Genomic DNA, 24,399 nt, shown 5'->3' on the forward strand with positions numbered 1-24,399 from the left:
AGTGATGGCAGGACGTGTCGTCACTCTACTCCTGATGACACGTCGTGTCGTCAGCTATCCTGGGCGGATGTCACGCTGGGCTCCCGACGCCGCCCTCCGCCTCGAGCAGGCGGCGATGGAGCTCTTCGCCGAGCACGGCTACGCGGGCACCACCGTCCCCGCGATCGCGGAGCGCGCCGGGCTCACCACCCGCACCTTCTTCCGCCACTTCGCCGACAAGCGCGACGTCCTCTTCCTCCGCGAGCGCGAGCTCCCCGAGGTCGTCGGCCGCCTGCTCGCCGGCGCCCCCGCCGGCCTCGCGCCGATGGACCTCGTGATGCACGGCCTCGAGGCGGCCGCCTCGGGCGACCTCCAGACCTGGCGCGCTCCGATCGCCGCCCGCCGTGCCGTCGTGCGCTCCGAGCCGCAGCTCCGCGAGCGCGAGCTCCTGAAGTCGGCCGCCCTCGCCGAGAGCATGCGCGCCGCCCTCGTCGACGCCGGAGTCGCGCCGGAGGACGCGGCCCTCGCCGCCCTCGCGGCCTCCGCCCTCTTCGACCTCGCCCTGGAGCGCTGGCTCGCCGCGCCCGAGGGGTCCCTCCTGGTCGACGTCCTCCGCGCCGAGCGCGCACGCCTCGGCGCGCTGCTCGCGCGCTGACCCGCACGACGCTGTCGAGGCGTCGCGAACGGTCGTCCTCCGCGGCGGGAGGCGGCCGTTCGCGACGCCTCGGACCGGCGAGCGGGGGACGATCCGCTCAGAGCGCCCAGGGGAACGCGGGGGCGTTCGAGCGGGCGCCCTGCGCGGCCTTCGAGCGGCCGGGCTCGCCGAGCTCGGCGAGCAGCGACTCCGACTCGCCGACGAGGACCGCGAGCGCGCCGGGCGTGAACCAGTCGGGGCGCAGGGCGAACAGGAGGTCCTCGGTCGCCGTGTTGCCGCTCGCACCCGGCGCGAAGGGGCAGCCGCCGAGGCCGCCGAGCGCGCCGTCGACCACCGCGGCCCCGGCCTGCACGGCCGCGATCGCGTTCGCGACGCCCGAGCCCCAGGTGTCGTGCCCGTGGAACACGATCTCGCGGGGCGGGGTCTCCGCCGCCACACGCGAGACGAGCGACGCCACCTGGCCGGCGTGCGCCTGCCCGAGCGTGTCGCAGACGACCACGTCGGCCGCTCCCTCCGCCCGCGGGTCGCGCGCGATCGCGAGCACGCGCTCCGGGTCGACCGGGCCCTCGAACGGGCAGGTGAAGGAGGTGGCGATGCACAGCTGGATCCGCCCGCCGACGCTCTCGGCGAGCGCGACCGCCTCCGGCATCGCGGCCAGGCTCGCCTCGGTCGGCCTGCCGACGTTGGCGAGGTTGTGCGAGTCGGACGCCGAGAAGCAGTACTGGAAGCGGCGCGCCCCCGCGGCGGCCGCACGCTCGACGTGGCGCGGAGTCGCGACCCACACCCAGCACCGCTCCAGCTCCTCGGGAGTGAGCGCGGCGATCACGTCGAGGGTGTCGGCCATCGGAGGGACGAGGTCGCCGCGCGCGAGCGAGCCGATCTCGAGCTCGGGCACTCCCGCGGCGAGCAGCGTGCGCGCGAGGTCGACCTTGCGCTCGGTCGTCAGGAGCTTGCCGGTGAGCTGCAGGCCGTCGCGGAGGGTGACGTCTCGCAGGCGCGCGGAGGCGAGCGCGGTCACCGGCCGGCCTCCTCGGCAGCGGCGGCGGAGGGAGGAGCAGCAGGAGCCCCGGCGGCGGAGGGAGCAGCAGCAGCGGCCGGAGCTGCAGCAGCAGCCCCGCCGGCGGAGGGAGCAGCGGGACCGGTGCGCCGGAGCATCCCCAGCACCTCCTCGGTGTCCTGGCCCAGGTCGGGCGCGAGCGAGCGGATGGGGAGGGAGCGGCCGCCGAGCACCGGCACGATCCCCGGGAAGCCCACGCCGCGCAGAGTGCCGCCGGCGTCCTCGACGTCGAAGGGCTGGATCATGTCGCGCGCCGCGTACTGCTCGCTCGCGCTGATGTCGGCGGCCGTGTAGATCGGGCCGGAGGGGACGCCCTCGTCGTCGAGGACCGCGAGCGCCTCGGCGGCGGTGCGGCCCGCCGTCCACGCGCCGATCGCCGCGTCCAGCTCGTCGCGCCGGGCCCAGCGCTGCTCGTTCGAGGCGAGCGCCGGGTCCCCGCCCAGGTCGGCGCGGCCGATCACCGCCATCAGCCGCTGGAAGATCGCGTCCGCGTTCCCCGCGATCACGATGCTCGCCCCGTCGGCGCAGGTGTAGGCGTTGGTCGGGGCGATGCCCTCCATCCGCCCGCCGACGCGCTCCCGGACGATGCCGTGCGCCTGGAAGTCGGGGATCAGCGACTCCGTCATCGAGAACATCGCCTCGTGCAGCGCCACGTCGACGACCCGCTCCGCCAGCGGTGCCGGATCCAGCCCGGCGGAGCGGCGGGTCTCGCGCTGGAACAGCGCCATCATCACTCCGTAGCCCGCGTACAGCCCGGCGATCGAGTCGCCGATCGAGACGCCGACGCGCACGGGCGGCCGGTCCGGGTCGCCGACCAGCTCGCGGAACCCGCCCATCGCCTCCGCGACCGCCGCGAACCCGGGCCGGGCCGACAGCGGGCCGGTCTGCCCGAAGGCGGAGATGCGGCCGATCACGATGCCGGGCCGGGCCTCGTCGAGCACGTCCGGCCCGATCCCCCAGCGCTCGAGCGTGCCGGGCCGGAAGTTCTCGAGCACTACGTCGCACTCGGCGACCAGGCGGCGGACGGCGTCGCGCCCCTCGTCCGTGCGCAGGTCGAGCGCGATCGAGCGCTTGTTGCGGTTGATCGTGTGGAACAGGAGCGAGGTCTCGGACCCCTCGTGCAGCCGCCAGCGGCGCAGCTCGTCCCCCGTGCCGGGCCGCTCCACCTTGATCACCTCGGCGCCGAAGTCGGCGAGCAGCCGGCCAGCCGTGGGCGCCGCGATGAAGTTGCCGAGCTCGAGGACGCGGACGCCCGCGAGCGGGAGGGGTGCGGTCATGGCACGGCCTTTCGCTCCCGTCGAGGCTAGCGCGGAGGACGGCGCCACCCCCTGCCCTCACGCGGACGCCCGACCTACACTTGCCGGACATCATGCGCAGACACACCCTCACTCCGCGACCGGACTGGCGAGCCCGCTGCGACGAGATCGGCTTCAGCTTCTACGACCTCCCCTCCGAGGGCGGCCGCCCCTACTGGAACGAGTCCGCGGCGTACTCCTTCGAGCCCGCCGAGATCGACCTGCTCGAGCGCACGACCTCGGAGCTCTTCGACCTCTGCATGGAGGCGTGCGAGCTCGTGGTGCGGAAGGGCCGCTTCGCCGAGTTCGGCATCCCGCCCCGCTTCCACGACCTGGTGCGCACCTCGTGGGACGAGGACGACCCCACGGTCTACGGCCGCTTCGACCTCGCCTACGACGGCGCGGGCGCGGTGAAGCTGCTCGAGTTCAACGCCGACACCCCGACCTCGCTGGTCGAGACGGCCGCGGCCCAGTGGCAGTGGCTCGTCGAGACGAAGGGGCCCGACGCCGACCAGTTCAACAGCCTGCACGAGCAGCTCGTCGAGCAGTGGCGCCACCTCCGCCTCGAGCGCTGGAGCCTCGACGAGGGCGCCCGCCTGCACCTCGCGTCGCTGCACGACTCCGGAGACGGCGAGCTGATCGTCGAGGACGCCGACACCGTCGCCTACATGGCCGAGACCGCGGCGCAGGCCGGCTTCGACCCCAAGCTGATCTTCGTCGAGGACATCCGCTACGAGCTCGACGGCGCCGGCTTCCTCGACGGCGACGGCGAGCCGATCCGCCACGTCTTCAAGCTGTACCCGTGGGAGTGGATGCTCGGCGAGCAGTTCGGCGGCCTCCTCCTCGACCGGCGCGAGCGCACCCGCTGGGTCGAGCCGGCGTGGAAGCTCCTGCTCAGCAACAAGCAGCTGCTGGTGGTGCTGTGGGAGATGTTCCGCGGCCACCCGAACCTGCTGCCCGCCTCCGTGCATCCGCTGCCCGGCACCGCGCAGGTGCGCAAGCCGCGCCTGGGCCGGGAGGGCGCCAACGTGACGGTCCTCGACGCCGACGGCTCGGTCGTCGCCGAGAACGGCGGGAGCTACGGCGCCGAGGGCTTCATCCACCAGGAGCGCGCCGAGCTGGCCCGGGTCGACGGGAAGACCGTCGTCATCGGCAGCTGGATCGTCGGCGAGACCCCGGCCGGCATCGACGTGCGCGAGACGAGCGGCCTGATCACCGGCGACCTGGCGGAGTTCGTCCCCCACTACATCGAGGGCGGACGGAGCGACGGGGCCGCGACGGACGCGGACGCCGCGTCGGCCGCCTCCCACCCCGAGCACGGCGCCGCCCCCGCCTACGGCGCTCCCGCGCCCGGCACCCCCGCGCCTGAGTACGGCGCCCCCGAGCACGACCGGCCGCAGGACACCCGCGCGGCCCGCCCGCAGGACGAGGAGACCCGATGACGGACGACGACCGCACCCCCGGCGATTCGGGGACGCCGAGCTCCGGGAACGACTGGGGCAGCCGCGAGCCCGGGGCGGGCCCCGGCACGTCGAGCGGCGGCTCGAGCGGCGGTACCGGCCGCGGCGACGGCTCAACCCGCACCGCTCCCCACCGCTCCCGGAGCGTCGGCATCAGCGGCATCGCGAAGAACCGTCGCGGCCTGCTCATCGGCGGCGCGGTCGCGGTCGGCGCGGTCGGCCTCGCCGTCGCCCTCGCGAACGGCGGCCCCTCGACCGACGGCGTCGTCGCCACGGGAGCCGACGGCCAGGACTACGTCATCCCCGAGAACGCCGAGCGCCCCGTCTACGCGAGCCGCGAGGACTGCCTCGCCGACGTGCGGGAGCAGATCGCCCAGCTCCAGGCGCAGGGCGAGGAGGTCGGCGACGACCCCGAGCAGCTGTGCGAGGCCACCGACGAGTACCGCGGGCACTACGCCGGCGGCTTCTGGCTCGGCCCGCTGATCTTCGCGTCCTCGCGCTGGAACTCGACGCGGGCGACCAGCTGGGCGCCCGTCGCGTCCGGCGGCTTCGCGGCCCGCGGAGCGACCCAGCCCGACGTCGTGCAGCGCGCGCCGGCCGGCTCGACCGTCGGCTCGAAGGCGACCCTCTCCGGCGGCTTCGGCTCCTCCGGCAAGTCCGGCTTCGGCTCCACCGTCGGCGGCTGACCCCGCCGCACCTCCGCCCTCGCGCCCGCGACGCGCGGCGAGGCGTCCGCCTGCCGCCGGGACACCGCTCGCAAGCCGGCGTCTCGACGATCACCGGGACGGCTCGCCGCCGCTCCCGCTCTCAGGAGGAGGGCGTCGCGCTCGGGAAGAAGTGCCGCTCGACGGGATCGCCGTCGGCGTGGGTCAGCGCCGCCGCGCGGATCTCGCGGTCGCGGCCGGTCAGCCGCTGGGTCTCCTGCCGCCGGAACTCGCCCCACGAGGGCACCATGAACGTCTCCAGCTGCACGTCGGCCTCCTCCCCGCTCCGGTAGAGCGCCCACCGCGAGGCGCCGGTCCGGCGGCGGGAGCTCTCCAGCAGCCGCATGGCCGATCGGAAGTCCGCGAGGGAGTCGGGGCGGACCGTCCACGAGATCTGCACCATCACCGGCCCGTCCGTCGGCTCCGGCTCGAACACCAGCGTGGGCGTGGGCCACGACATCGAGATGCTGCGGTCGACGGTGCCCGTCCCCGGCAGCAGGGGCAGCACCCGCACGCTGGCCGCCACGAGGAGGAGCAGAGCGGCCGCCGCGGCGTACGCGGGCGCGGTGCCGAGCACCTGCGCGGCCAGGCCCCAGCCGATCGAGCCGACCGCCATGGTCCCCATGAAGACCAGGATGTAGATCGAGGCTCCGCGGGACCGCACCCACTGCGGCAGTGTGAGCTGCAGCGCCGCGTTCAGCACGGTGAGGGTGCCGATCCAGGCCAGCCCCGCGAGGACCAGCAGCAGCAGCGCCGGGACGAGGGGCAGGAAGGCCGCCGCGAGCGTCCCCGCCGCGAACAGCACGGCGCTCGCCCCGATGACGACGTCGTCCGAGAGCTTCCGGCGGGCGAGCGGCAGGGCGAACACGCCGAGCACGGCACCGGCCCCGAGGGCCCCGAGGAGGAAGCCGTAGCCGCTGGAGTCGAGCTGGAGGCGCTTCGCGGTGAGCGGCAGCAGCGCCCAGAGCGCACTGGCGGGCAGGGCGAAGAGCGCGGAGCGGAGGAGGATCCGGCGGACGAGGTGCGCGGAGGCGACGTACCGGATCCCTCCCTTCAGCGCGGCGCCGAACTGCTCGCGGTCGTCGAGGCCGGTCTGCGCCGGCCGCTTCCACCAGAGCAGGGCGAGCACGGCGCCGATGAAGCTCAGGGCGTTGATGCCGAAGACCACCGGAGCGCCGAACGCCGAGAGGACGACTCCCGCCAGGGCCGGGCCGACCGCGCGGGCGCCGTTCACCGTCACCCCTCCGAGGGCCGACGACGCCGCGATCAGGTTCCGGGGCACGAGCTCCGGCTGGATCGCCTGCCAGGCGGGCGAGGTCAGGGTGGAGGTGATGCCGAGGAGGAAGGTGAAGGCCAGGATCGTCCACGGCGTCAGCGCGCCGACCGCCGCCACGACCGTCAGAGCGGCCGCCAGCAGGGCGCTGGCCGACGACCCCCAGATGAGCAGCCGCCGCCGGTCGAGCGAGTCGGCCAGCACGCCCGCGGGGAGGGCGACGAGGATCGAGGGCGCCAGGCTCGCCGTCTGCACGAGCGCGACGACCGCCGCGCCCGCGGCCGCCTCGACCAGGTACCACTGGGCTCCGACGGTCTGCATCCAGGTGCCGATGTTGCTGCCCAGCTGGGCGAACCACAGCACGCGGAAGGCGGTGATCGCCATGGGCGCCCAGGCCGACGGCTGCGCCGGCGCGGACGTCTGCGCCGGGGCGGCGGGAGCGGGAGCCGGAGCGACGTCCTCAGTCACGGGGCACGGCCTGCCGCACGGAGAAGAGGTTGCCGAACGGGTCCAGCAGCTGGCACAGCCGCTCCCCCGTGAACACCGTCTTCGGACCGCGGTGGGCGACGGCGCCGTTCGCCGTCCAGTCGGCGACGACGGCGTCGACGTCGGGGACCGTCCAGTACGGGCTCGTGCCGTCGGGTCCGGGCCGGTTCAGCTCGTCCCGCTCGTGCAGCGTCAGGCGGGTGCCGTCCAGGTCGTAGGCCACGAGCGCCCCGCCGCGGACGACGGGCTCGCGCCCGAGCCGCGCCGAGTACCAGGCGATCGCGGCGTCGAGGTCGTCGACGAAGTAGAAGACGTTTCCGACTCCGGCGAACTCCGTCGTCGTCATGCTCGGGCCGGCGGGAGGGCGTCGCGGAGGAAGGCGAGCGAGGGGCCGATGGCCGCCTCCGTGTACCCCTCGGCGTGACGGGTGCCCGGGATCAGCTGCAGCGTGCTGGCGACTCCGACCGCGGAGAGCGCCGCCTGCATGGCCTGCGCGTCGCTCACGGGGACGAACTCGCCGAGCGAGTTGGCCAGGAACACCGGCCCGCCGTCCGGGGAGGCGTGGCGCGTCGTGGAGGCGGCGGTGAGCAGCCCGCGGTCGCCCCCGACCTCGTTGAGGATCGTCCAGCGCAGGAAGGCGTCGTTCCGGCCGGTCTGGTTGATGTCGGCGCTCTTCATGGCGTCGAGGTCCTGCGTCGTCGGCGTGGCCGGGAGGTCGTCGGTCGCCTCGACGATGCCGAGGAGGTCGAACATCCCCGACCAGCTGACGGCGGGCCGACCGGTGGCGATCGCGGCCTCCACGACCAGGTTCCCGCCCGCCGATCCGCCGAAGAACGCCAGCCTGCTCCGGTCGAACGCCCACTCGGACGCGACCGCCCACCGCTCCGCGGCGAGCACGTCGTCCCTGCTGGCCGGGAAGACCGAGTCCGGAGCCTCGCGGTAGTCCGCCGCGAACACGAGGTAGCCGGCGTCGACCAGCATCGTCGCGAGCGCCCGCTCCTTGCTCTTGTCCCCCCGGAACCACCCGCCGCCGTGGATCAGCACGACGGCCGGCCGAGCAGCGTTCTCGGCCGGGGACACCGACCTGCTGTACACGTCCAGCACCTGTGGCGACGACCCCCCTTCGACGTACGGAACCCCGATGCTCACTGACGGCTCGTCCGACACGGTGACCCCCTCCGGTCCGGATTCTCGACTGCAGTCAGACCGTAGGAGCCGGGGGCGGCGCGAGCCAGGCCCTGCCGGGGTCACCCAGGAGGGCGGGCGCAGGCCCGCCCGCCGCGGCTGGGCGGATCGCGACTAGCCTCGGAGGGTGTTCCTGACCGAGCCGTACGGCTTCCGCGACCGCTCCGCCCTCGACGAGCGCCGGGCCCTGCTCGAGGACGAGCCCTCGGTGCAGCCCCTCCGGGCGTTCCGCGAGGAGCTCCTCGCCCGGCGCACCCGCAGGCATCCGGGTGCCGTGGTGCCCGACTTCGACCCGGCCGAGGCCGGCGTCGAGGCGCGTGCGCTCATCGTGCTGGAGGCCCCGGGACCGATGTCGACCGGCCCCGACGGCTCCGGCTTCGTCTCGGTCGACAACGACGACGCGACGGCCGCTTCGACCTGGACCCTCCGCGACGAGGTCGGACTGCACGCCCGCACCCTGATCTGGAACATCGTGCCGTGGCAGCTCGACGGCGCCCCCGACGCGGACGAGGTGCGGCAGGGCGCGATGGAGCTGCGCCGGCTCCTGCCGCTGCTCCCCGACCTGCGGGTCGTCGTCAACGCCGGGACCGCGCCGACCAGCGGCTGGAAGAAGAACATCGAGCCGTACCTGGTCGACGGCCCGACGGTCATCGACTCCTGGAGCCCCGGCCAGCGGGCGATGAGCCAGCCTCGCAAGCGCGACGAGCTGAAGCGCGCCTTCGAGCGCGCGACGCACCTGGTCGGCTGAGCCCCCGGGGCTCCGAGGCGTCACGAACGGTCGTCATCGGAGCCGGGAGGCGGCCCTTCGCGACGCCTCGACCGCCGGCGGGCGGTCCGCTCAGGCCGAGCGGGCGTCCCGCAGCGCGTCGGCCGACTGCTGCGCGGCGCGGCGGACGTCGCGGTCCGGGTTGCGGAGCATGCCCGTCAGGACGGCCTCGACGCTCGCCGCGAACTCGCCCTTCGCGTCGCGACCGGAGGAGATCCCCGCCAGAGCGGCCGCCACGAGAGCGCGCGCTCCGGCCGCGCGGACCCGGGGGTGCTCGTCGGTGGTCAGGCGGGACAGCTTCTTCTGCCCGCCCAGCACGCGCTCGGCGCAGACGCGGGCGCACATCTCGCGGACGCGCCAGGAGGGGTTCGCGAGTCCGGCGGTCACCGCGTCGGCGGCGGCGTCGTCCCAGACGTAGAGGAGCGCGCGGGCGCCCCAGAGCTCGGGCCAGTAGAGGGAGGGCGCTCCCTTGAGGATCCCGTCGGCGTGCTCGCCGCCCACGGTGAGGAGGAAGGACTCGCCCTCGTACCCGCCGGTGAGCAGGGCCGCGGATCGCAGAGCGACGTTGCGCTCCCCCTCCCGGGCGACCTGCGCGCGCAGGCGCTCCTCGAGCGGATCGGTGAGGGTGACGGTCGGTTCGTTGTCGCGTGCCATGAGGCTCCCGAGAGTACTCGCCCGCCCCGCGCCTTCGAAGACCCGCAGCGTTCGGCGCCGCGGCGGTCGGCCCTCTCCGTCCTGCGGCGATGGTCCGATCAGCACTCGTGCCACCTGCTGGTCGAGTGGCGCCGCAGGGACCACGGCTGAGGGACGCCTGGTAAATTCGATCCGATCGACCCCCTCCCAAGCCTCTCCGCGATGCTCACATGGGAGGGGCCTTTTTCTTCGGCACCGAGGTACTGCGATGGCACGGAAACCGAGCCTGTCGTGGAAGCAGCAGGTCCAGCTCCTCCGTGACCGCGGGCTCGGCATCGCCGACGGGGAGGCCTGCACGAGCTACCTGGCCGCGCAGAACTACTACCGCTTCTCCGGGTACGCCCGCTACTTCCAGCGGGCTCCGCACGACGGGGACGACTCGTTCGCGGACGGAGTCTCGTTCGAGGACGTCCGAGCGGTCTGCGACGCAGATGAAGCGCTGCGGCAGAGCCTGCGTGCTCGACTGGCCCGTGCCGAGATCCTTCTCCGCAGCCGTACGGCTCATGTCATCGCTCGTGAGCACGGCCCGTACGAGTGCTATCTCGAGAAGAGCTTCTACTCCGAGTCTCCGAACGCGGAGTCGACAGTCGATTCGTGCCTCCGCGACATCGAGCGCAGCAGGGAACGGCATGTCCTTCGCTTCACGGAGCTCCCCGGCGGCAGGGGCGCGGCCGCCTTCGGCGAGCTACCGGTGTGGTCGGCCGTCGAGGCCTGGTCCTTCGGAACTCTGTCGAGATGCATCGAGCGAGGGGCACGAGGATCGCTTGCGGGGGACGTCGCGTCCGGTCTGGGAGGCGCCCGAGCCGGTTTCGCCTACCGGGTCCGCGCACTCGTCTACCTGCGCGACCGGTGCGCTCACCACAGCCGGCTCTGGAACCACTCCGTGATCGATGCGGGCCCCACGCCCAACAACGTCCGCGCGAAGGCGAAACGTCTCGCCGGGCAGTTCACTCCGCGCTCGGTCGTGGACGTCATCGCTTCGTTGGACGACATCCTCCTACGAGGAGCGGACGCGGCCCCGATCCTTCCGGAGCTCGTCGCCGAGCATTCCCTGCACGACGTGTTCTGGCGAGGGCTCACGACGCTCCGGAGCCCCCTCGATCATCGAGGACCGCAGTGAGAGCGACGCGACCGGGACGGTCCCGCCCGCCCCGCGCCACGGCGGATCCCGCAGCGGAACGGACGATGCCCGCCCGCTCAGGAGGCGCCCACCGGGAGGTCGGCCCCGCCTGACTATGCTGGTGCCACCCCCGGCAGCCGAGCCCTCTGAGCCTCGTCCGCGCCGGGGTGGCGCGGCTCACCCGCCCGGGGAGCGGAGGAGGTCCTCTCATGGCCGATCGGCCGAACCTCCGCCATGTCGCGGCGGTCGCGGGCGTCTCGCACATGACCGTGTCGCGTGTGCTCAGCGGGCACCCCAACATCAAGGAGTCGACCCGCCAGAAGGTCCTCGAGGCGGTCGACGAGCTCAACTACCGGCCGAACATCGCCGCCCGCTCCCTCGTCACGCAGCGCACCGACCGCATCGGCGTGATGATCGAGAGCGGCGCCGAGTACGGGCCGTCGAGCACCCTCCGCGCGATCGAGCGCGCCGCCCGCGAGAAGGGGTACTCGATCACCTCCGTCGCGCTGCGGCCGGACCTCGAGATGACCCCCACCGACGCGATCGACCACCTGATGGGCCTCGGGATCGACGCGCTCTGCGTGATCGCGCCGCGCTCCTCCTCGGTGGCGACCCTCCGCACCGTCGAGATCGGCGTGCCGACGCTCGTGGTGAAGAGCGACAAGGACCCGAGCTTCCTCACCGTCTCGGTCGACCAGCAGGCCGGCATGTTCCAGGCCGTCGACCACCTGGGCAACCTCGGCCACCGCGACGTGCTGCACCTCTCCGGCCCCCTCGACTGGCTCGACGCACGGGCCCGCGAGCGCGCCTTCCACAGCCGCGCGAAGTCGTGGGGGATGCACGAGCGCCCGATCGTCATCGGCGACTGGACCCCGGATTCCGGGTACGACTTCGCCGCGAGCCTGCAGTCGGTCCCCGACTTCACCGCGATGGTCGTCGCGAACGACGAGATGGCGCTCGGAGTGATCCACGGCCTCGTCGAGCGGGGGATCCGCGTGCCCGAGGACGTGAGCATCGTCGGCTTCGACGACCTGCCCACCGCGCGCCACTTCCTCCCGCCGCTGACGACGGTCCGCCAGGACTTCGACAAGCTCGGGACCACGGTCGCCGAGGTGATCCACGCGCGGATCCGCGGCCAGGAGATCCCGCAGCGCACCCGGATCCCCACGGAGCTGGTGATCCGCTCCTCCACGGCCGCTCCCCGATCGTGACCCTCCTGTTCCCGTCCCGCCGCACGCGCTCGCGTATCATCGGCGGCAGCCCCTGGCACGCCGGACCCTGACGGCGCGCCGCACACGAACCGAGGACGGCACGTGGCGATCTCATCGAGGACGACCCGGAGTTCCGCGGCACCCGTCGTCGAGATGACCGGCATCCGCGTCTCCTTCGCCTCCGGACCCGCTCTGAAGGACGGGAACCTGCGGCTGGTGCCGGGCGAGATCCACGGGCTGATGGGCGAGAACGGCGCGGGCAAGTCCACGCTGATCAAGACGCTCACCGGCATCCACCAGCCCGACGCGGGCGAGATCCTCGTCGACGGCGTCGCCCGGCGCTTCAGCGGCCCGGCGGAGGCGAAGGCAGCGGGCATCACGGCCGTGTTCCAGGACGAGCGCCTCACCGACAACCTCAGCATCGGCGAGAACGTGATGCTCGGCCACGAGGTCCGCGGCCGCTTCGGCATCTCCTGGTCGCGCACCCACCACCGCGCGGCCGAGATGCTCGCCGAGCTGGGCCTGGAGGACCTCGACTCCCACCTGCCGCTGCGCTCGCTCTCGCCGGCGATCCGCCAGCTGGTCGCGATCAGCCGGGCGATGGTGGACCGGCCGCGCGTGCTGGTGCTCGACGAGCCCACCTCGAGCCTCGACCTCAGCGACGTGGCCCGCCTCTTCACCGTGCTGCGGAGGCTCCGCGACCAGGGTGTGGCGATCCTGTTCGTCTCGCACTTCCTCGAGCAGGTCCTCACCCTCAGCGACCGGCTGACCGTTCTGCGCGACGGCGGCACCGTGGGCGAGTACCCGGCCCACACCATGGACCGCGCCGAGCTGATCGCGAAGATGATCGGGAAGGACATCGACGCGCTGAGGCAGATCGGCTCCGACCGCCGCGAGCACCGCCGCCAGCCCGTCGGCCCGGCGATCTACCGCGCGCACGGCATCGGCCGCCGCGGCGCCGTGGGCCCGACGGATCTGGAGCTGCACCGCGGCGAGATCGTGGGCTTCGCGGGCCTGCGCGGCTCGGGGCGCACCGAGCTGGCGTCCCTGGTGAGCGGAGTGGAGAAGCCGGACACCGGTGAGGTGCTGATCGACGGCGAGCCCGCCCACATCTCCGATCCGGTGTCGGGCCTGCGCCACCGCATCGCGCACTCGAGCGAGAACCGGCGCGAGGACGGGATCATCGGCGACCTCTCCCTCCGCGAGAACCTCGTGCTCGGCCTGCAGGCGCTGCGCGGCTGGGCGCACCCGCTCTCGGCCGCCGAGACGGACACGCTGGTGCGCACCTACGTCGAGGCGCTGAACATCTCGCCGGCCGACCCGGACATCCCGGTGAAGTACCTCTCCGGGGGCAACCAGCAGAAGGTGGTGCTCGCGCGGTGGCTCGCGACCCGTCCGCGGCTGCTCGTGCTCGACGAGCCGGCGCGCGGGATCGACGTGGCGTCGAAGGTCGAGATCCAGGCGCACATCGCGCAGCTCGCGAAGGAGGGGGTGACCGTCGTCTACATCTCGTCCGAGCTGGAGGAGGTGGTGCGCCTCAGCGACCGCATCGTCGTCTTCAAGGACCGCGAGAAGATCGGCGAGGTCAGCAACGGCCCCTGGCTCACCGTCGACACCATCGTCGAGATGATCGCCGCCGACCGCGACGACGACCTCGACGACGACGAGGACTGACCTCCCCCGCGGATCGAGCGGGTCCCGCTCGGGCGCCGGGCCTGCGAGGATCCGGGGGTGGACGATCAGCGACCGGACGAGCTCGCGGAGCTGCAGCGGCGCGCGTACGGCCGCGGCTCCGACATCGAGCGGGACCCCGGCGCGCTCGCCAGGCTCGCCGCGCTCGAGGCCCGCGCGGATTCCGCCCCGGACGCCGTGCAACCGGACGAGGCGGCTCCCGAGGAGACCGCACTTCCCGCGGACGCCCCCGCCGATGATGCGTCCGACCCCCTCGACCACGTCCCGCCCTGCCGCTCCCGTCGGCGCGGCCTCCTCCTCCTCGCCGCGCTGGCCGCGACGGCCGCCGTCGCCGCGGGGGCCACCCTCCTCGCCACCGCCGAGGACGGACAGCCCGGCCGCGAGGTCGCCGTGCTGCCGCTGTCGAACGGCACCGACCTCCCCGGCTGGGAGGGACTGGAATTCGACGGCTCGGTGACCACCGAGGACTTCGGCGGGCTCACCGTCGTGAGGCAGAGCAGACCCGCCGACACGGGGCTCACCGTCGTCCGCCAGCGCCGATCCGCGAGCGACGGCTCGTGCCTGTACATCGTCCGCACCGCCGAGCCGCAGGACGGCCTGTTCTTCCAGGGGTGCACGGCCGGCGTGTTCCCCGCCGTCGCGCAGTTCACCGTCACCTCGACGGCGCCGGAGGCCCTGCGGGAGCGCTTCGCGGTCGGCACGTCGCTGCGCTTCACCCTCGAGGGCGACGAGATCCGCGTCCGATCCGACGCCCCCTGAGAGCCCCGCGACCGGATCGTTACCGAAGCACCGTGCCGCGCTGTTGCGTGACAAGAATTGTTCACGGTAACATTTCGACGCGGCGCTGCTTCGGCCGGCGCCCACTGCACATCCTGCACTCACCGCACCTCGGGCCGCTAGGCCCGCATTCGAGGCCCTTCGGGGTCCACCATCTCGGGCGCGCTCTTCGTGCCCGCGATCTCAAGGAGGAGATCTATGTCCAAGACGAGGCGTATCGGCCAGTTCCTGGGTTTCGCAGCAGTCGGCGCACTCGCGTTCGGGCTCGCGGGCTGCTCGGGCGGTTCCGGCTCCGATTCGGGCTCCGGCTCGAGCGGTGACCTCACCACCGTCGGCTTCGTGGCCGTCGGCCCCGAGGGCGCGTGGCGCCAGGCGAACGAGACCAACATCGAGGACACGTTCACCAAGGACGCCGGCTTCGACCTGAAGTACGCACCCGCCACCAACGGAGACCAGAAGTCGCAGATCGACTCCTTCACCTCCTTCGTGGACGAGGGCGTCGACATCATCCTGCTCTCCGCCACGGAGGGCTCCGGCTGGGAGGACTCGCTCGAGCGCGCCCAGGAGGCCGAGATCCCGGTCATCCTGATCGACCGCGGCATCGAGCCGGACAACACCGACCTCTACGTGACCCGCATCGCGCCCGACAACATCGCGGTCAGCACCTCGGTCGCCGACTGGGCCAAGACCACCTTCCCGAGCGGCGCGAAGTACTTCACGCTCGAGGGCCCCGCGGGCGTCTCGGTCGTCAACGAGCGCAACGAGGGCTGGGACGAGGTCATCGGCGCCGACTCGAAGTTCACCAAGATCGGCGCGCAGACCGCGAACTGGTCCACCGAGGAGGCCAAGAGCGTCTTCGAGACCGTCCTGAAGTCGAACAACAACGACGTCCAGCTGGTCTTCGCCCAGAACGACGAGATGGGCCTCGGCGCCGTCCAGGCCGTCCAGGAGGCCGGCCTCACCCCCGGCACCGACGTCAAGATCGCCACGATCGACGGCACCAAGAACGCCCTGCAGGCGCTGGCCGACGGCGAGCTGAGCTTCGTCGCCGAGTACAACCCGCTGTTCGGCGAGACCGCCCTCGACGCGGTCGAGAAGACCCTGGCCGGCGAGACGGTCGAGTCCTCGATCGTCGTCCCGAGCGAGACCTTCGACTCGCCCGAGGCCGCCGCCACCGCGCTGCCCGACCGCAAGTTCTAGTCGCTCAGCACCACCGGTCGCCCGGCGTCGTCCTCGACGCGGCACCACTCCCCCGGAGCGACCGGGGCCGGCCCTCCCGCCGGTCCCGGTCGCTCCGACCCTTCGGCGCACCTGTTCGGCTGCGCCCCGCTCGAGAACGGAACGACGCGACATGACAGGTTCGCCTCCGATCGTCGAGATGAAGAACATCTCGATCAGCTTCCCCGGCGTGAAAGCCCTCGACGGCGTCGACTTCCGCCTGTTCCCGGGCGAGGTCCACACCCTCATGGGTGAGAACGGCGCCGGCAAGTCCACGCTCATCAAGGCCCTCACCGGCGTCTACCGCATCGACAGCGGCGACATCGTGATCGACGGGGAGACCCGTCGCCTGACCGGCACCGCCGACTCGCAGGCCGCGGGCATCTCCACCGTGTACCAGGAGGTCAACCTGGTCACGAACCTCTCCATCGGAGAGAACGTGATGCTCGGCTACGAGGTCCGCGGACCCTTCGGCATCAACTGGAAGGCCACCCACCAGGCCGCGAAGGTCGCGCTCGAGAAGCTCGGCCTCGGCCACCTCAACACGCGCCAGTCGCTCGCCTCGCTCTCGATCGCGATGCAGCAGCTGGTCGCGATCAGCCGCTCGACGGTGAGCGACTCCAAGGTGCTCATCCTCGACGAGCCGACCTCGAGCCTGGACGCGAACGAGGTCGAGAACCTCTTCGTCGTCATCCGCCGCCTCCGTGCGGAGGGCGTCGCGATCCTCTTCGTCTCGCACTTCCTCGACCAGGTCTACGCGATCAGCGACCGCCTGACGGTGCTGCGCAACGGCACCTTCGTCGGCGAGTACCTGACCCACGAGCTCGACCGCACCTCGCTGATCTCGAAGATGATCGGCAAGGACATCGCGGCGCTGCGCTCCCTCGACTCCGAGCGCGAGAGCCAGGACCACCTCTACCGCGACGCCCCGCTCTACACCGCGAAGGGCATCGGCAAGAAGGGCTCCATCGAGAGCACCGACCTGACGCTGCACCGCGGCGAGGTCGTCGGCTTCGCCGGGCTCCTCGGCTCCGGCCGCACCGAGCTCGCGCGCCTGATCTACGGCGTCGACAAGCCCGACACCGGCGAGATCACGATGCACGGCAAGAAGATCGACGTCCCGACGCCGACCGCCGGTCTCGCCCACAAGATCGCGTTCTCGAGCGAGAACCGCCGCGACGAGGGCATCATCCGCGACCTCTCGGTCCGCGAGAACCTCATCCTCGGCGTGCAGGCCAAGCGCGGCTGGGCCCGCCCCCTCTCCAAGAAGGAGAAGGACGAGATCGTCGGCAAGTACCTCGTCGAGCTCAACGTGCGCCCGGCCGACCCCGACCGCCCGATCAGCAAGCTCTCCGGCGGCAACCAGCAGAAGGTCCTCCTCGGCCGCTGGCTCGCCACCGCCCCCGAGATCCTCATCCTCGACGAGCCGACCCGCGGCATCGACGTCGGAGCGAAGGCCGAGATCCAGGAGAAGGTCGTCGCCCTCGCCGGCGAGGGCGTCGCCGTGGTCTTCATCTCGTCCGAGCTCGACGAGGTCGTCCGCCTCAGCGACCGCATCATCGTCCTGAAGGACCACCGCGTGATCGCGGAGATCCTCAACGGTCCCGCTGTCACTGCGGAGTCGATCGTCACTACCATCGCCGCAGAGGGAGTCGTCGACGAGGACGTCGTCGTCCTCGAGAGCGCCACGCAGGAGGCCGCATCATGAGCAGCGACACCCGACCCGCCCGGGGATCCGTCCTCGGCGGGATCATCCGCCGCCAGTACTTCTGGGGAGTCGTGGCGATCGCCCTGCTCCTCCTCGTCAACGTCGTCAAGGACCCGGGCTACCTGGCCGTCTCGGTCAGCCCGACCACCGGCTACCTCGTCGGCAACGTCATCGACATCGCCCGCGCCGCCGCTCCGATCCTGATGATCGCCGTCGGCATGTGCCTGGTCGTCGCGACCGGGGGCATCGACCTCTCGGTCGGCTCGATCATGGTCGTCGCCGGCGCCGTCTCGATGGAGTTCCTCAACTCCGCGGGAGCGCCCGACTCGCTCGGCGCCGCAGCGGGAGCCTTCGCACTCGCCCTCCTGGTGGCCGCCGTGCTCGGAGCCGTGAACGGCGTCCTGGTCTCGGTGGTGGGCCTCCAGCCCTTCATCAGCACGCTGGTCGTGATGCTCGCGGGCCGCGGCCTGGCGAAGGTCATCACCGGCGGCCAGAACACCGCCGCCACCAACGAGCCCTTCCGCTGGCTCGCGAACGGGTACGTCTTCGGGCTCCCGGTCGTGTTCCTCCTCGCCATCGCCATCGTCGTGGTCGTCGGAGTCCTGGTGCGCCGCAGCGCCCTCGGCCTGATGATCGAGGCCATCGGCATGGACCCGAAGGCGGCCCGCCTCGCGGGCATCAACCGCCGGGGCCTGCTGATGACCGCCTACATCGGCAGCGGCATCCTCGCCGGAGTCGCGGGCGTGTTCGCCACGGCGAGCGTGATGACGGTCGACGTCTCGCGCACCGGCTACCAGCTCGAGCTCGACGCGATCCTCGCGGTCGTCATCGGCGGCACCTCGCTCGCCGGCGGCAAGTTCAACATCACCGGTGCCGCCGTGGGCGCGATCCTGATCGCCACCCTCGACAAGACCGTCGTGTTCCTCGGAGTCTCGTCCTCCGCGACGCCCGCCTTCAAGGCGATCGTCATCGTCGCGCTCTGCCTCCTGCAGTCCGAGCGCGTCCGCTCCGCCTTCAAGTCCCGTCGCGAGGCGCGCCGCAGCGTCCCGCAGAAAGAGGCGATCCCCGCATGAGTGCCGTGATGACCCGCTCCGCCCCTCCGGCGAGCACCAAGCGCACCTCCGGGGCGCGCGGCTGGCTGAGCCAGCACCTGGACAAGCTGCCCACCCTGGCCGCGCTGATCATCTTCTTCGGGATGATCGTCTACGGCGAGGCCGCCTACGGCCGCATCCTGCAGGCGAGCACGATCTCGAACCTGCTGGTCAACAACGCGCACCTGATCATCCTCGCCGTGGGCCTCACCTTCGTGATCCTCACCGGCGGCATCGACCTCTCGGTCGGCGCGGTGATCGCGTTCAGCAGCGTGAGCGGCGTGCTCCTGATCAACGCCGGCTGGAACCCCTGGCTCGTGATGGTCCTCATGGTCGTCATCGGCGCCCTGTTCGGCGTGATCTCCGGCGTCCTGATCCAGTACTTCAACGTGCAGCCGTTCATCGCGACGCTCGCGATGATGTTCCTGGCCCGCGGTCTGGCCTCGATGCTGAGCACCGTCCCGGAGCGCCTCCCCGAGGACTCGGCCGTGCTGAGCCTGGCCACCCCGATCAAGCTGATCGACGGCCCGAAGGTGAACGACTTCGTCATCAGCCCCGGCGTGATCATCGCGATCCTCGTCGTGGCCGGCGCGTTCTTCGTGCTGCACCGCACCCGCCTGGGCCGCACGGTGTACGCGATGGGCGGCTCCGAGCAGTCGGCGGCCCTGATGGGCCTCCCGGTCGTGCGGACCAAGCTGTTCATCTACATCATCAGCGGCACCCTCGCCGGTCTCGCCGGCGTGGTCTACACGGCCCGCCTCGGCAGCGCGCAGAACATCACCGGCACCGGCTGGGAGCTCGACGCCATCGCGGCGACCGTCATCGGCGGCACGCTGCTCACGGGCGGCGTCGGCTTCGTCCTCGGCTCGGTGGTCGGCGCCCTGGTGCTCGGCCTGATGAACGTCCTGATCACTCGCGACGGCGGCATCCCGCCGGAGGCGACCACGATCATCACCGGAGGCATCCTCCTGGTCTTCGTCCTCCTCCAGCGCGCCGTCATGGCCCGCAGCAAGACCTGACCGGGCTCGCGCCCGAGCACCCGACGCCCCCTCGTCCCCCGCGGACGAGGGGGCGTCGTCGCGCTCGGACCGTCGGGCCGTGTCAGCGGGCCCCGGCGAGCCGGTCGAGCGCGCGCACGGCCTGCCCGACCGACGCGAAGCCCGACTCCTCGGCGAGCCGCGCCAGGTCCGCGGCGGTGCGCGGCCGCGAGCCGATCCGGCGCCGGAGGGTCCCGGCCCGGCGCGTCTCGATCTCCGCGCAGGGCTCGCGGCCGAGGACCGCGAAGGCCTCCCGGAGTGCGCCCGCCGACACCTGCAGCTCGCGTTCCAGCAGGTCGGCGGTGAAGCCGGGATCCCGATGGCGCTCCTCGATCACCGCCAGGGCGTCGGCGTAGACGTGATCCGGACGGCGGCCCGAGCGCCGCGGAGCGCTGTGCTCGACGATCGCCTCGAGCATCAGCTCGCCCGCCCGCATCGCGCTCGGGGAGGCGTCGGCGCCGAGGCCGCTCTCGAGCAGACTGTTCGCGAAGGCGCGCAACGGGGACCAGACCGGCTTCGGCACCGGCACCACCTCTCCGAGGCGGTCGCAGACCCACTGGCTCCGCCGGGCGGACCCGTCGAGGTCCCAGACGTACGCGAGGGTCGACCGGGTGAAGTCGACCCGTCCGGGTGACCGGGCGTCGAGGACGACGACGGTGTCAGGCCCGAGATCGAGGCTCTCACCCCTGTGCTCGACGGAGGCTCCACCCTCGACGATCAGGACCGCGTGCACACCGGCCGAGGCGCCCGAGTGCTCGGCGCGCTCCGGGTCGAGACGGAGCCCCCTCGGCGCCCACACCCTCGTCAGGCTGCGTCCGGGCCACCCTGCGACAGCGATCCGCAGCCCCGACGCCCCCGCCGCGTGCTCCTTCCACGCCTCGACGACCTGCTCGCGAACCGCCTCCGACCGACCAGCCATCACTCCCCCTGAATTCCGAACGACAGCTTGCTTCGGGGCGTTGCGCCCCGCAGGCATGCCGACCGATCTCCCAGGAGCGGGATCGAACCGGTTCGTTCCACGGCCGAGCGGTGTCACCGCGTCAGGGACGCAGCGGAGCCCGCGGCTCGGGCGGTGCGTCAGCGGCCGTCCGCCAACCTGCGGAGCGCCCGTTGCGCGGCCTCGACGGAGGTGAACCCCGCTTCCTCCGCCTCGCGCGCGAACTCGGAAGACGCCTGCAGCCGGAGGCCCGTCCGGAGGCGGAGCGCTCCCGCCCGGCGCCGGTCGAGCTCCTCCCGGGCGGTCCTGCCCAGGAAGGAGAACGCCCGGGCGACCGTCCGCTCGGACACGAGCAGCTCCCGAGCGAGCTGCCCTGCGCTGAAGGCGGGATCGCCGTACCGGTCCTCGATCAGCGCCATCGCCTCGCCGTAGACCTGGTCGGCACCGCGACGCGTCCACGGGGCACTGCTCTCGACGACCGCCTTCAGGAGGGCCTCGCCTGCCCGCGCGATCGCCGGCTGGTCGGTGAGAGCGGGATCGCCGTCGAGGAGCCCGTTGGTCAGGCCGCGCGCCGGCGACCAGATCGCCTCCCGCACCGGCAGCACCTCGCCCAGCCGCTCCCTGATCCAGCGGCTCCCGAGCACGCTCCCGCCCAGTGACCACGCGTAGGTGACGCTCGGGCGGGGGAAGTCGATCCGCGTCTCGAGCTCCGCGTCGAGGATCACCACATGATTGCGGCGCGCCTCGAGCACCCGCCCCTCCTGGTGGACCCGCCCTCCGCCCTCGACGACCAGGAGCAGATGCGCGCCGGGACCCCGCTCGGCGTGCGGCGACGGATCGAGGCGGCAGCCCTTCGGCGCCCAGATCCGCGCGACCGCTCGACCGGGCGCGCCCGCGCCCTCCATCCGCAGCCCCGGAGCCCCGGTGCCGGCGTCCGGCCACTGGTCGTGGAGGTACTCGTACATCTCTGCTGTCCTCGACCCCATCGAGCGCCCCCCTCCGCGTGGGCACCCTGACGCCGCACCACGTGAAGGATTCGCAGACGTCGCACGCTCCGTTTGTCACGGAACCGGTCACAGCGGGCGTCGACGCTCCCATCGACCGCACCGGCGGAGTCCCTGCGGAACGGGCGATGGCCAGGACCACCTGATCAGGGCTACTTTCGCCTCCTCCCCGTCTCTCGGGACGGCGGTGGAGTCCACCCTCCCCTCCTCACCGGGACGCCACTTCCTCCTCACCTGGCCCCGACCGCTTGGGTCGACCGAGTGCCCGCGGGAAGACTCCCCCACGGTGCGGCGCCCGTCGCACCCGCCGAAGCAGCCGAGCTGACGATCCCCGTCCTCCGAGCAGGCCGCCGGCGAGAAGACAGACCGAGGAGCTTCACCGTGACTTCCGACACCACCCCCGCTGGACAGGGTCCGCTGACGCGACGCACCGTCGTCGCCGGCGCCACCTGGTCCCTGCCCGTGATCGCGGCAGCGACGGCCACCCCGGCCGCCGCCGCTTCGACCACCCAGACACTCGCCTTCAGCTCCGTCCCGTCGAACAGCATCGCCTGCACGGCCACCACGGCGCCGATCACGATGACGCTCAGCGGCGGCACCGTCTCGAACGTGCCCGTGCGGGTGACGCTCCCGGCCGGCTTCCGGTTCCGATCGGGCGCGACCGGCACCTACCTGACCGATGGGAGCGGAGTCGCCACCATCCCGGCGGGCGACGTCATCGCCGGCCCCTCGACCGGCACCGTCACCGCCGCCGGCGGCTCCGCGCAGACGAGCACCTCGCTCCCGGTCCGGCAGACCGGCGTGCTGCAGTACGGCCAGGGACTCGCCTCCGTCCCGGAGAACTCCGGATTCGTGCGCACCTACTCGCAGGGCGCGGGCGGCAACGTCTCGATCAAGGCGAACGGCGATGTCTGGCAGTACACGAGGGCCAAGTCGTGGGAGAAGATCGGCACGGGCGCCTCGTCGGAGCCCGACACCGCCGGGATGACCCAGCAGAATTCGGACGGGTCCTTCAACGCCCACTGGATCAAGAACGGGGTCCTGCAGTACTACAAGGGCGCCGCGACGGTCCCGAGCAACTCCGGCTTCGTCCGCACCTACAGCAAGGGCGCGGACGGGAACGTCTCCGTGAAGGCGAACGGCGACATCTGGCAGTACGACGGGAGGAACTGGAACCCGATCGGCACCGGCGCCAGCACCGAGCCCAGTGCCGCCGGCATCACCCGGGACCCTGCGGGAGTCCTGAAAGCCGTCTGGATCAAGAACGGAGTGGTCCAGCTGGGTGACGGTCCCGCTGCAGTGGCGGGCAACTCCGGATTCGTCCGCGTCTACGCCCTGGGAGAGCGAGGCGCCGTCGCCGTGAAGTCGAACGGCGACATCTGGCAGTACACGCCCCGGAGGGACACTCCGTGGGTCCGGATCGGAACGGGCGCCAGCACCGAGCCGAGCGCAGCCGGCTTCACGCAGCAGCAGGACGGCACGTTCAACGTCCACTGGATCAAGAACGGGGTCCTGCAGTACAGCACCGGACTCGCGTCCGTCGAGCAGAACTCCGGGTTCGTCCGCACCTACGGCCAGGGCGCCGATGGGAACGTCTCTGTGAAGGCGAACGGCGACGTCTGGTACTTCGACCGCCCGGCGAACCGATGGCGCCGGATCGGCACCGGCGCCAGCACCGAGCCCAGCGCCGCCGGACTCACCCTGGCGCAGGACGGGACGGTGAGCGCCCACTGGATCAAGACGACGACCGCCTGCGCCTGATCCGCGCCCGGCGGCCCTCTCCGCCCGCGTCCCGCCGGACCGCGGGCGGGAGGGCCGCCTCCGCCCTTCCGCCACGTACGGGCGCCTCGTCCGCCGAGGAACGCGCCGCCCCGCACCGGCACCCCCTTTCCCTGCCTAGCGTGGTTCCCGCCCGCCCATCCCGTCCCCGCTGCGAAGGAGCCCGGTGACCGCTTCCGAGCAGCCGGCCGCCCTGCGCGGTCTCGTCGAGACGCTGCAGCTGAGCGGCCCCCGCGTGGAGGCCTGGCTGAGGAGCATCCGGTGGTCGGCCGATGGAGCTCCGCCCCTGCACCTCGCCGGAGACGTGCTCGCCGTCGACGGCTTCCGGCTGAGCCGCCTCTGGCACACGCCCGGCACCCTCCGGACGGATCCGCCCCTCCTCCCCCGCGACCGGGCCGAGGTCGACCTGATCGTGCCGGTCGCGGGCGAGGTCGTCGTCGACGGCCCTCTCGACTCCGCTCGCCTGCGGCCCGGCGGGCTCGCCCTCCTCCGGCGCGACGACTCCGCGCGGTTCCAGGCGGAGGAGGACTCCGCCTGGCTGGCGCTGAGGACGTCCTGGGGCAGACTCGGCCTCACGAGCGCGCTCGCGGACGAGCCGTCCTGCACGCTGCCCGCCGCCGACAGCTACAGCGGGGCCTTCGTCTCCCTCATCAATGCGACCCTCAACGCGGATCTCTCGGCGGGCGACCCCGGATTCGGCGAGCTGCGCCGGGCGCTCGAGGCGGCCGCATCGGCCCTCGTCAAGCAGAGCCTGCACCCCTCCCTCCCCGAGGACGGACTCGAGGGCGTGCTGCTCCGCGCGATCGCCGTCATCGAAGCGGAGGCGGGTGACGCGGACTTCACCGCGAGCGAGCTCACGAGGCGGCTCGGCGTCTCGCGGGCGACACTGGACCGCGCCTTCCACCGCTGGGGCACGACCGTGGCCGCGACCCTCCGCGAGCGGCGCGTGCACCTCGCCGCGTCGCTGCTCGCCGCGAGTCCGTCGCTCTCGCCGTCGGCCCGCGCGGCCGTGGCCGAGCAGGCCGGCTTCCGGACGCTGAGGGCGATGGACCGCGCCCTGAGCCGTTCGCGCGACGACCATCGCGACTGAGCCGGCCGGACACCGCCGACTGCTCCGCTCAGAGTTGCGCGCGAGATCGTCGAACCGGTTCGCTTCCATCGGGAGTGTCGGGAAATGTTCCGGTTAGGCTCTTCACGTTGACGTCAACATAGTGTTACCGTGAACATCGCCGCGTACGAAGCCGGCACACTCCCTCCCTCAGCAATGGTGCC

22 protein-coding genes are annotated in these 24,399 nt (G+C 72.5%); 14 read left to right on the plus strand and 8 right to left on the minus strand.

The features are described from left to right. Positions 1-67: 67 nt before the first annotated feature. Positions 68-634 (plus strand): TetR/AcrR family transcriptional regulator, encoded by a 567-nt coding sequence (locus GSU40_RS14935; RefSeq protein ID WP_160035588.1) that lies wholly within the window; start codon positions 68-70, stop codon positions 632-634. A gap of 97 nt (positions 635-731) precedes the next feature. Here the strand turns inward: GSU40_RS14935 and GSU40_RS14940 are convergent, their stop codons facing one another. Both GSU40_RS14940 and GSU40_RS14945 read right to left on the minus strand, forming a co-directional pair. After that, positions 732-1,652, minus strand: coding sequence for a hydroxymethylglutaryl-CoA lyase (locus GSU40_RS14940; RefSeq protein ID WP_208543330.1), 921 nt, complete (start codon positions 1,650-1,652; stop codon positions 732-734). Then, positions 1,649-2,968, minus strand: a complete 1,320-nt coding sequence (locus tag GSU40_RS14945) for a CoA transferase (RefSeq protein WP_160035590.1) — start codon at positions 2,966-2,968, stop codon at positions 1,649-1,651. The genes GSU40_RS14940 and GSU40_RS14945 overlap by 4 nt, the downstream gene beginning before the upstream one ends. Positions 2,969-3,060: 92 nt before the next feature. On the opposite strand from GSU40_RS14945, the gene GSU40_RS14950 reads away from it, so the two are divergent. Further along, positions 3,061-4,428, plus strand: coding sequence for a glutathionylspermidine synthase family protein (locus tag GSU40_RS14950; protein ID WP_160035592.1), 1,368 nt, complete (start codon positions 3,061-3,063; stop codon positions 4,426-4,428). Further along, the gene (locus GSU40_RS14955; RefSeq protein ID WP_160035594.1) at positions 4,425-5,132 is read left to right on the plus strand and encodes a hypothetical protein; all 708 of its coding nucleotides are present in this window, start codon (positions 4,425-4,427) and stop codon (positions 5,130-5,132) included. Before GSU40_RS14950 ends, GSU40_RS14955 begins: the two co-directional genes overlap by 4 nt. Positions 5,133-5,253: 121 nt before the next feature. Here GSU40_RS14955 and GSU40_RS14960 read toward each other — a convergent pair whose 3' ends face one another. Genes GSU40_RS14960 through GSU40_RS14970 form a run of 3 tightly spaced genes read right to left on the minus strand, consistent with a single transcriptional unit; the run spans position 5,254 to position 7,989 of the window. Beyond that, positions 5,254-6,891 (minus strand): MFS transporter, encoded by a 1,638-nt coding sequence (locus tag GSU40_RS14960; RefSeq protein WP_244229506.1) that lies wholly within the window; start codon positions 6,889-6,891, stop codon positions 5,254-5,256. Next, on the minus strand, positions 6,884-7,255 hold the full coding sequence (locus tag GSU40_RS14965) for a VOC family protein (protein WP_104250023.1): 372 nt from the start codon (positions 7,253-7,255) through the stop codon (positions 6,884-6,886). The genes GSU40_RS14960 and GSU40_RS14965 overlap by 8 nt, the downstream gene beginning before the upstream one ends. Next, positions 7,252-7,989, minus strand: a complete 738-nt coding sequence (locus GSU40_RS14970; protein ID WP_208543331.1) for an alpha/beta hydrolase — start codon at positions 7,987-7,989, stop codon at positions 7,252-7,254. Before GSU40_RS14970 ends, GSU40_RS14965 begins: the two co-directional genes overlap by 4 nt. Positions 7,990-8,221: 232 nt before the next feature. Here GSU40_RS14970 and GSU40_RS14975 point away from each other — a divergent pair, with 232 nt between their 5' ends. Further along, entirely contained in the window at positions 8,222-8,842 is a 621-nt protein-coding gene (locus GSU40_RS14975; protein ID WP_104250025.1) for a hypothetical protein, read from the plus strand. Positions 8,843-8,932: 90 nt separating this feature from the next. On the opposite strand, the gene GSU40_RS14980 is transcribed toward GSU40_RS14975, so the two are convergent. Beyond that, the gene (locus GSU40_RS14980; RefSeq protein ID WP_244229507.1) at positions 8,933-9,514 is read right to left on the minus strand and encodes a HEAT repeat domain-containing protein; all 582 of its coding nucleotides are present in this window, start codon (positions 9,512-9,514) and stop codon (positions 8,933-8,935) included. Positions 9,515-9,761: 247 nt separating this feature from the next. Between GSU40_RS14980 and GSU40_RS14985 the strand changes: the two genes are divergently transcribed. The 8 genes from GSU40_RS14985 to GSU40_RS15020 all read left to right on the plus strand — a co-directional run bounded on the left by GSU40_RS14985 (position 9,762) and on the right by GSU40_RS15020 (position 19,389). Beyond that, entirely contained in the window at positions 9,762-10,673 is a 912-nt protein-coding gene (locus tag GSU40_RS14985; RefSeq protein WP_160035598.1) for an Abi family protein, read from the plus strand. A gap of 209 nt (positions 10,674-10,882) precedes the next feature. Continuing rightward, complete coding sequence (locus tag GSU40_RS14990) at positions 10,883-11,884, plus strand: LacI family DNA-binding transcriptional regulator (RefSeq protein WP_104238662.1); 1,002 nt, start codon at positions 10,883-10,885, stop codon at positions 11,882-11,884. 102 nt (positions 11,885-11,986) lie between these two features. After that, positions 11,987-13,558 (plus strand): sugar ABC transporter ATP-binding protein, encoded by a 1,572-nt coding sequence (locus GSU40_RS14995; RefSeq protein WP_348271953.1) that lies wholly within the window; start codon positions 11,987-11,989, stop codon positions 13,556-13,558. 57 nt (positions 13,559-13,615) lie between these two features. Beyond that, positions 13,616-14,335 carry a hypothetical protein gene (locus tag GSU40_RS15000; protein WP_160035600.1) on the plus strand — a complete coding sequence of 240 codons (720 nt, stop codon included), beginning with the start codon at positions 13,616-13,618 and terminating at the stop codon, positions 14,333-14,335. A 216-nt stretch (positions 14,336-14,551) separates the two neighbouring features. Beyond that, positions 14,552-15,553 (plus strand): ABC transporter substrate-binding protein, encoded by a 1,002-nt coding sequence (locus tag GSU40_RS15005; RefSeq protein WP_104238659.1) that lies wholly within the window; start codon positions 14,552-14,554, stop codon positions 15,551-15,553. Between the two features lie 151 nt (positions 15,554-15,704). Further along, entirely contained in the window at positions 15,705-17,279 is a 1,575-nt protein-coding gene (locus GSU40_RS15010; protein WP_104222393.1) for a sugar ABC transporter ATP-binding protein, read from the plus strand. Beyond that, positions 17,276-18,352: an ABC transporter permease gene (locus GSU40_RS15015; RefSeq protein WP_104273673.1), complete on the plus strand. Its 1,077-nt coding sequence runs from the start codon at positions 17,276-17,278 to the stop codon at positions 18,350-18,352. Before GSU40_RS15010 ends, GSU40_RS15015 begins: the two co-directional genes overlap by 4 nt. Further along, a complete protein-coding gene (locus GSU40_RS15020) occupies positions 18,349-19,389 on the plus strand; it encodes a sugar ABC transporter permease (protein ID WP_104222391.1) in 1,041 nt (346 codons plus the stop codon). The genes GSU40_RS15015 and GSU40_RS15020 overlap by 4 nt, the downstream gene beginning before the upstream one ends. Positions 19,390-19,471: 82 nt before the next feature. On the opposite strand, the gene GSU40_RS15025 is transcribed toward GSU40_RS15020, so the two are convergent. Further along, on the minus strand, positions 19,472-20,326 hold the full coding sequence (locus GSU40_RS15025) for a hypothetical protein (protein ID WP_160035602.1): 855 nt from the start codon (positions 20,324-20,326) through the stop codon (positions 19,472-19,474). Positions 20,327-20,484: 158 nt separating this feature from the next. Continuing rightward, positions 20,485-21,309 (minus strand): hypothetical protein, encoded by an 825-nt coding sequence (locus GSU40_RS15030; protein ID WP_160035604.1) that lies wholly within the window; start codon positions 21,307-21,309, stop codon positions 20,485-20,487. A 420-nt stretch (positions 21,310-21,729) separates the two neighbouring features. On the opposite strand from GSU40_RS15030, the gene GSU40_RS15035 reads away from it, so the two are divergent. Both GSU40_RS15035 and GSU40_RS15040 read left to right on the plus strand, forming a co-directional pair. Beyond that, a complete protein-coding gene (locus GSU40_RS15035) occupies positions 21,730-23,109 on the plus strand; it encodes a hypothetical protein (protein WP_160035606.1) in 1,380 nt (459 codons plus the stop codon). Positions 23,110-23,293: 184 nt separating this feature from the next. Continuing rightward, on the plus strand, positions 23,294-24,217 hold the full coding sequence (locus tag GSU40_RS15040) for a helix-turn-helix domain-containing protein (RefSeq protein WP_160035608.1): 924 nt from the start codon (positions 23,294-23,296) through the stop codon (positions 24,215-24,217). The last annotated feature ends 182 nt before the right edge of the window (positions 24,218-24,399 follow it).

Source organism: Rathayibacter sp. VKM Ac-2805 (assembly GCF_009834265.1).
Lineage (GTDB): Bacteria > Actinomycetota > Actinomycetes > Actinomycetales > Microbacteriaceae > Rathayibacter.

Coding starts and splice junctions, on each gene's coding strand:
- GSU40_RS15025 (WP_160035602.1), bottom strand. CDS start 20,326: ATGGCTGGTCGGTCGGAGGCGGTTCGCGAGCAGGTCGTCGAGGCGTGG.
- GSU40_RS15005 (WP_104238659.1), top strand. CDS start 14,552: ATGTCCAAGACGAGGCGTATCGGCCAGTTCCTGGGTTTCGCAGCAGTC.
- GSU40_RS14980 (WP_244229507.1), bottom strand. CDS start 9,514: ATGGCACGCGACAACGAACCGACCGTCACCCTCACCGATCCGCTCGAG.
- GSU40_RS14945 (WP_160035590.1), bottom strand. CDS start 2,968: ATGACCGCACCCCTCCCGCTCGCGGGCGTCCGCGTCCTCGAGCTCGGC.
- GSU40_RS15010 (WP_104222393.1), top strand. CDS start 15,705: ATGACAGGTTCGCCTCCGATCGTCGAGATGAAGAACATCTCGATCAGC.
- GSU40_RS14955 (WP_160035594.1), top strand. CDS start 4,425: ATGACGGACGACGACCGCACCCCCGGCGATTCGGGGACGCCGAGCTCC.
- GSU40_RS14990 (WP_104238662.1), top strand. CDS start 10,883: ATGGCCGATCGGCCGAACCTCCGCCATGTCGCGGCGGTCGCGGGCGTC.
- GSU40_RS15030 (WP_160035604.1), bottom strand. CDS start 21,309: ATGTACGAGTACCTCCACGACCAGTGGCCGGACGCCGGCACCGGGGCT.
- GSU40_RS14965 (WP_104250023.1), bottom strand. CDS start 7,255: ATGACGACGACGGAGTTCGCCGGAGTCGGAAACGTCTTCTACTTCGTC.
- GSU40_RS14935 (WP_160035588.1), top strand. CDS start 68: ATGTCACGCTGGGCTCCCGACGCCGCCCTCCGCCTCGAGCAGGCGGCG.
- GSU40_RS15020 (WP_104222391.1), top strand. CDS start 18,349: ATGAGTGCCGTGATGACCCGCTCCGCCCCTCCGGCGAGCACCAAGCGC.
- GSU40_RS14985 (WP_160035598.1), top strand. CDS start 9,762: ATGGCACGGAAACCGAGCCTGTCGTGGAAGCAGCAGGTCCAGCTCCTC.
- GSU40_RS14950 (WP_160035592.1), top strand. CDS start 3,061: ATGCGCAGACACACCCTCACTCCGCGACCGGACTGGCGAGCCCGCTGC.
- GSU40_RS15015 (WP_104273673.1), top strand. CDS start 17,276: ATGAGCAGCGACACCCGACCCGCCCGGGGATCCGTCCTCGGCGGGATC.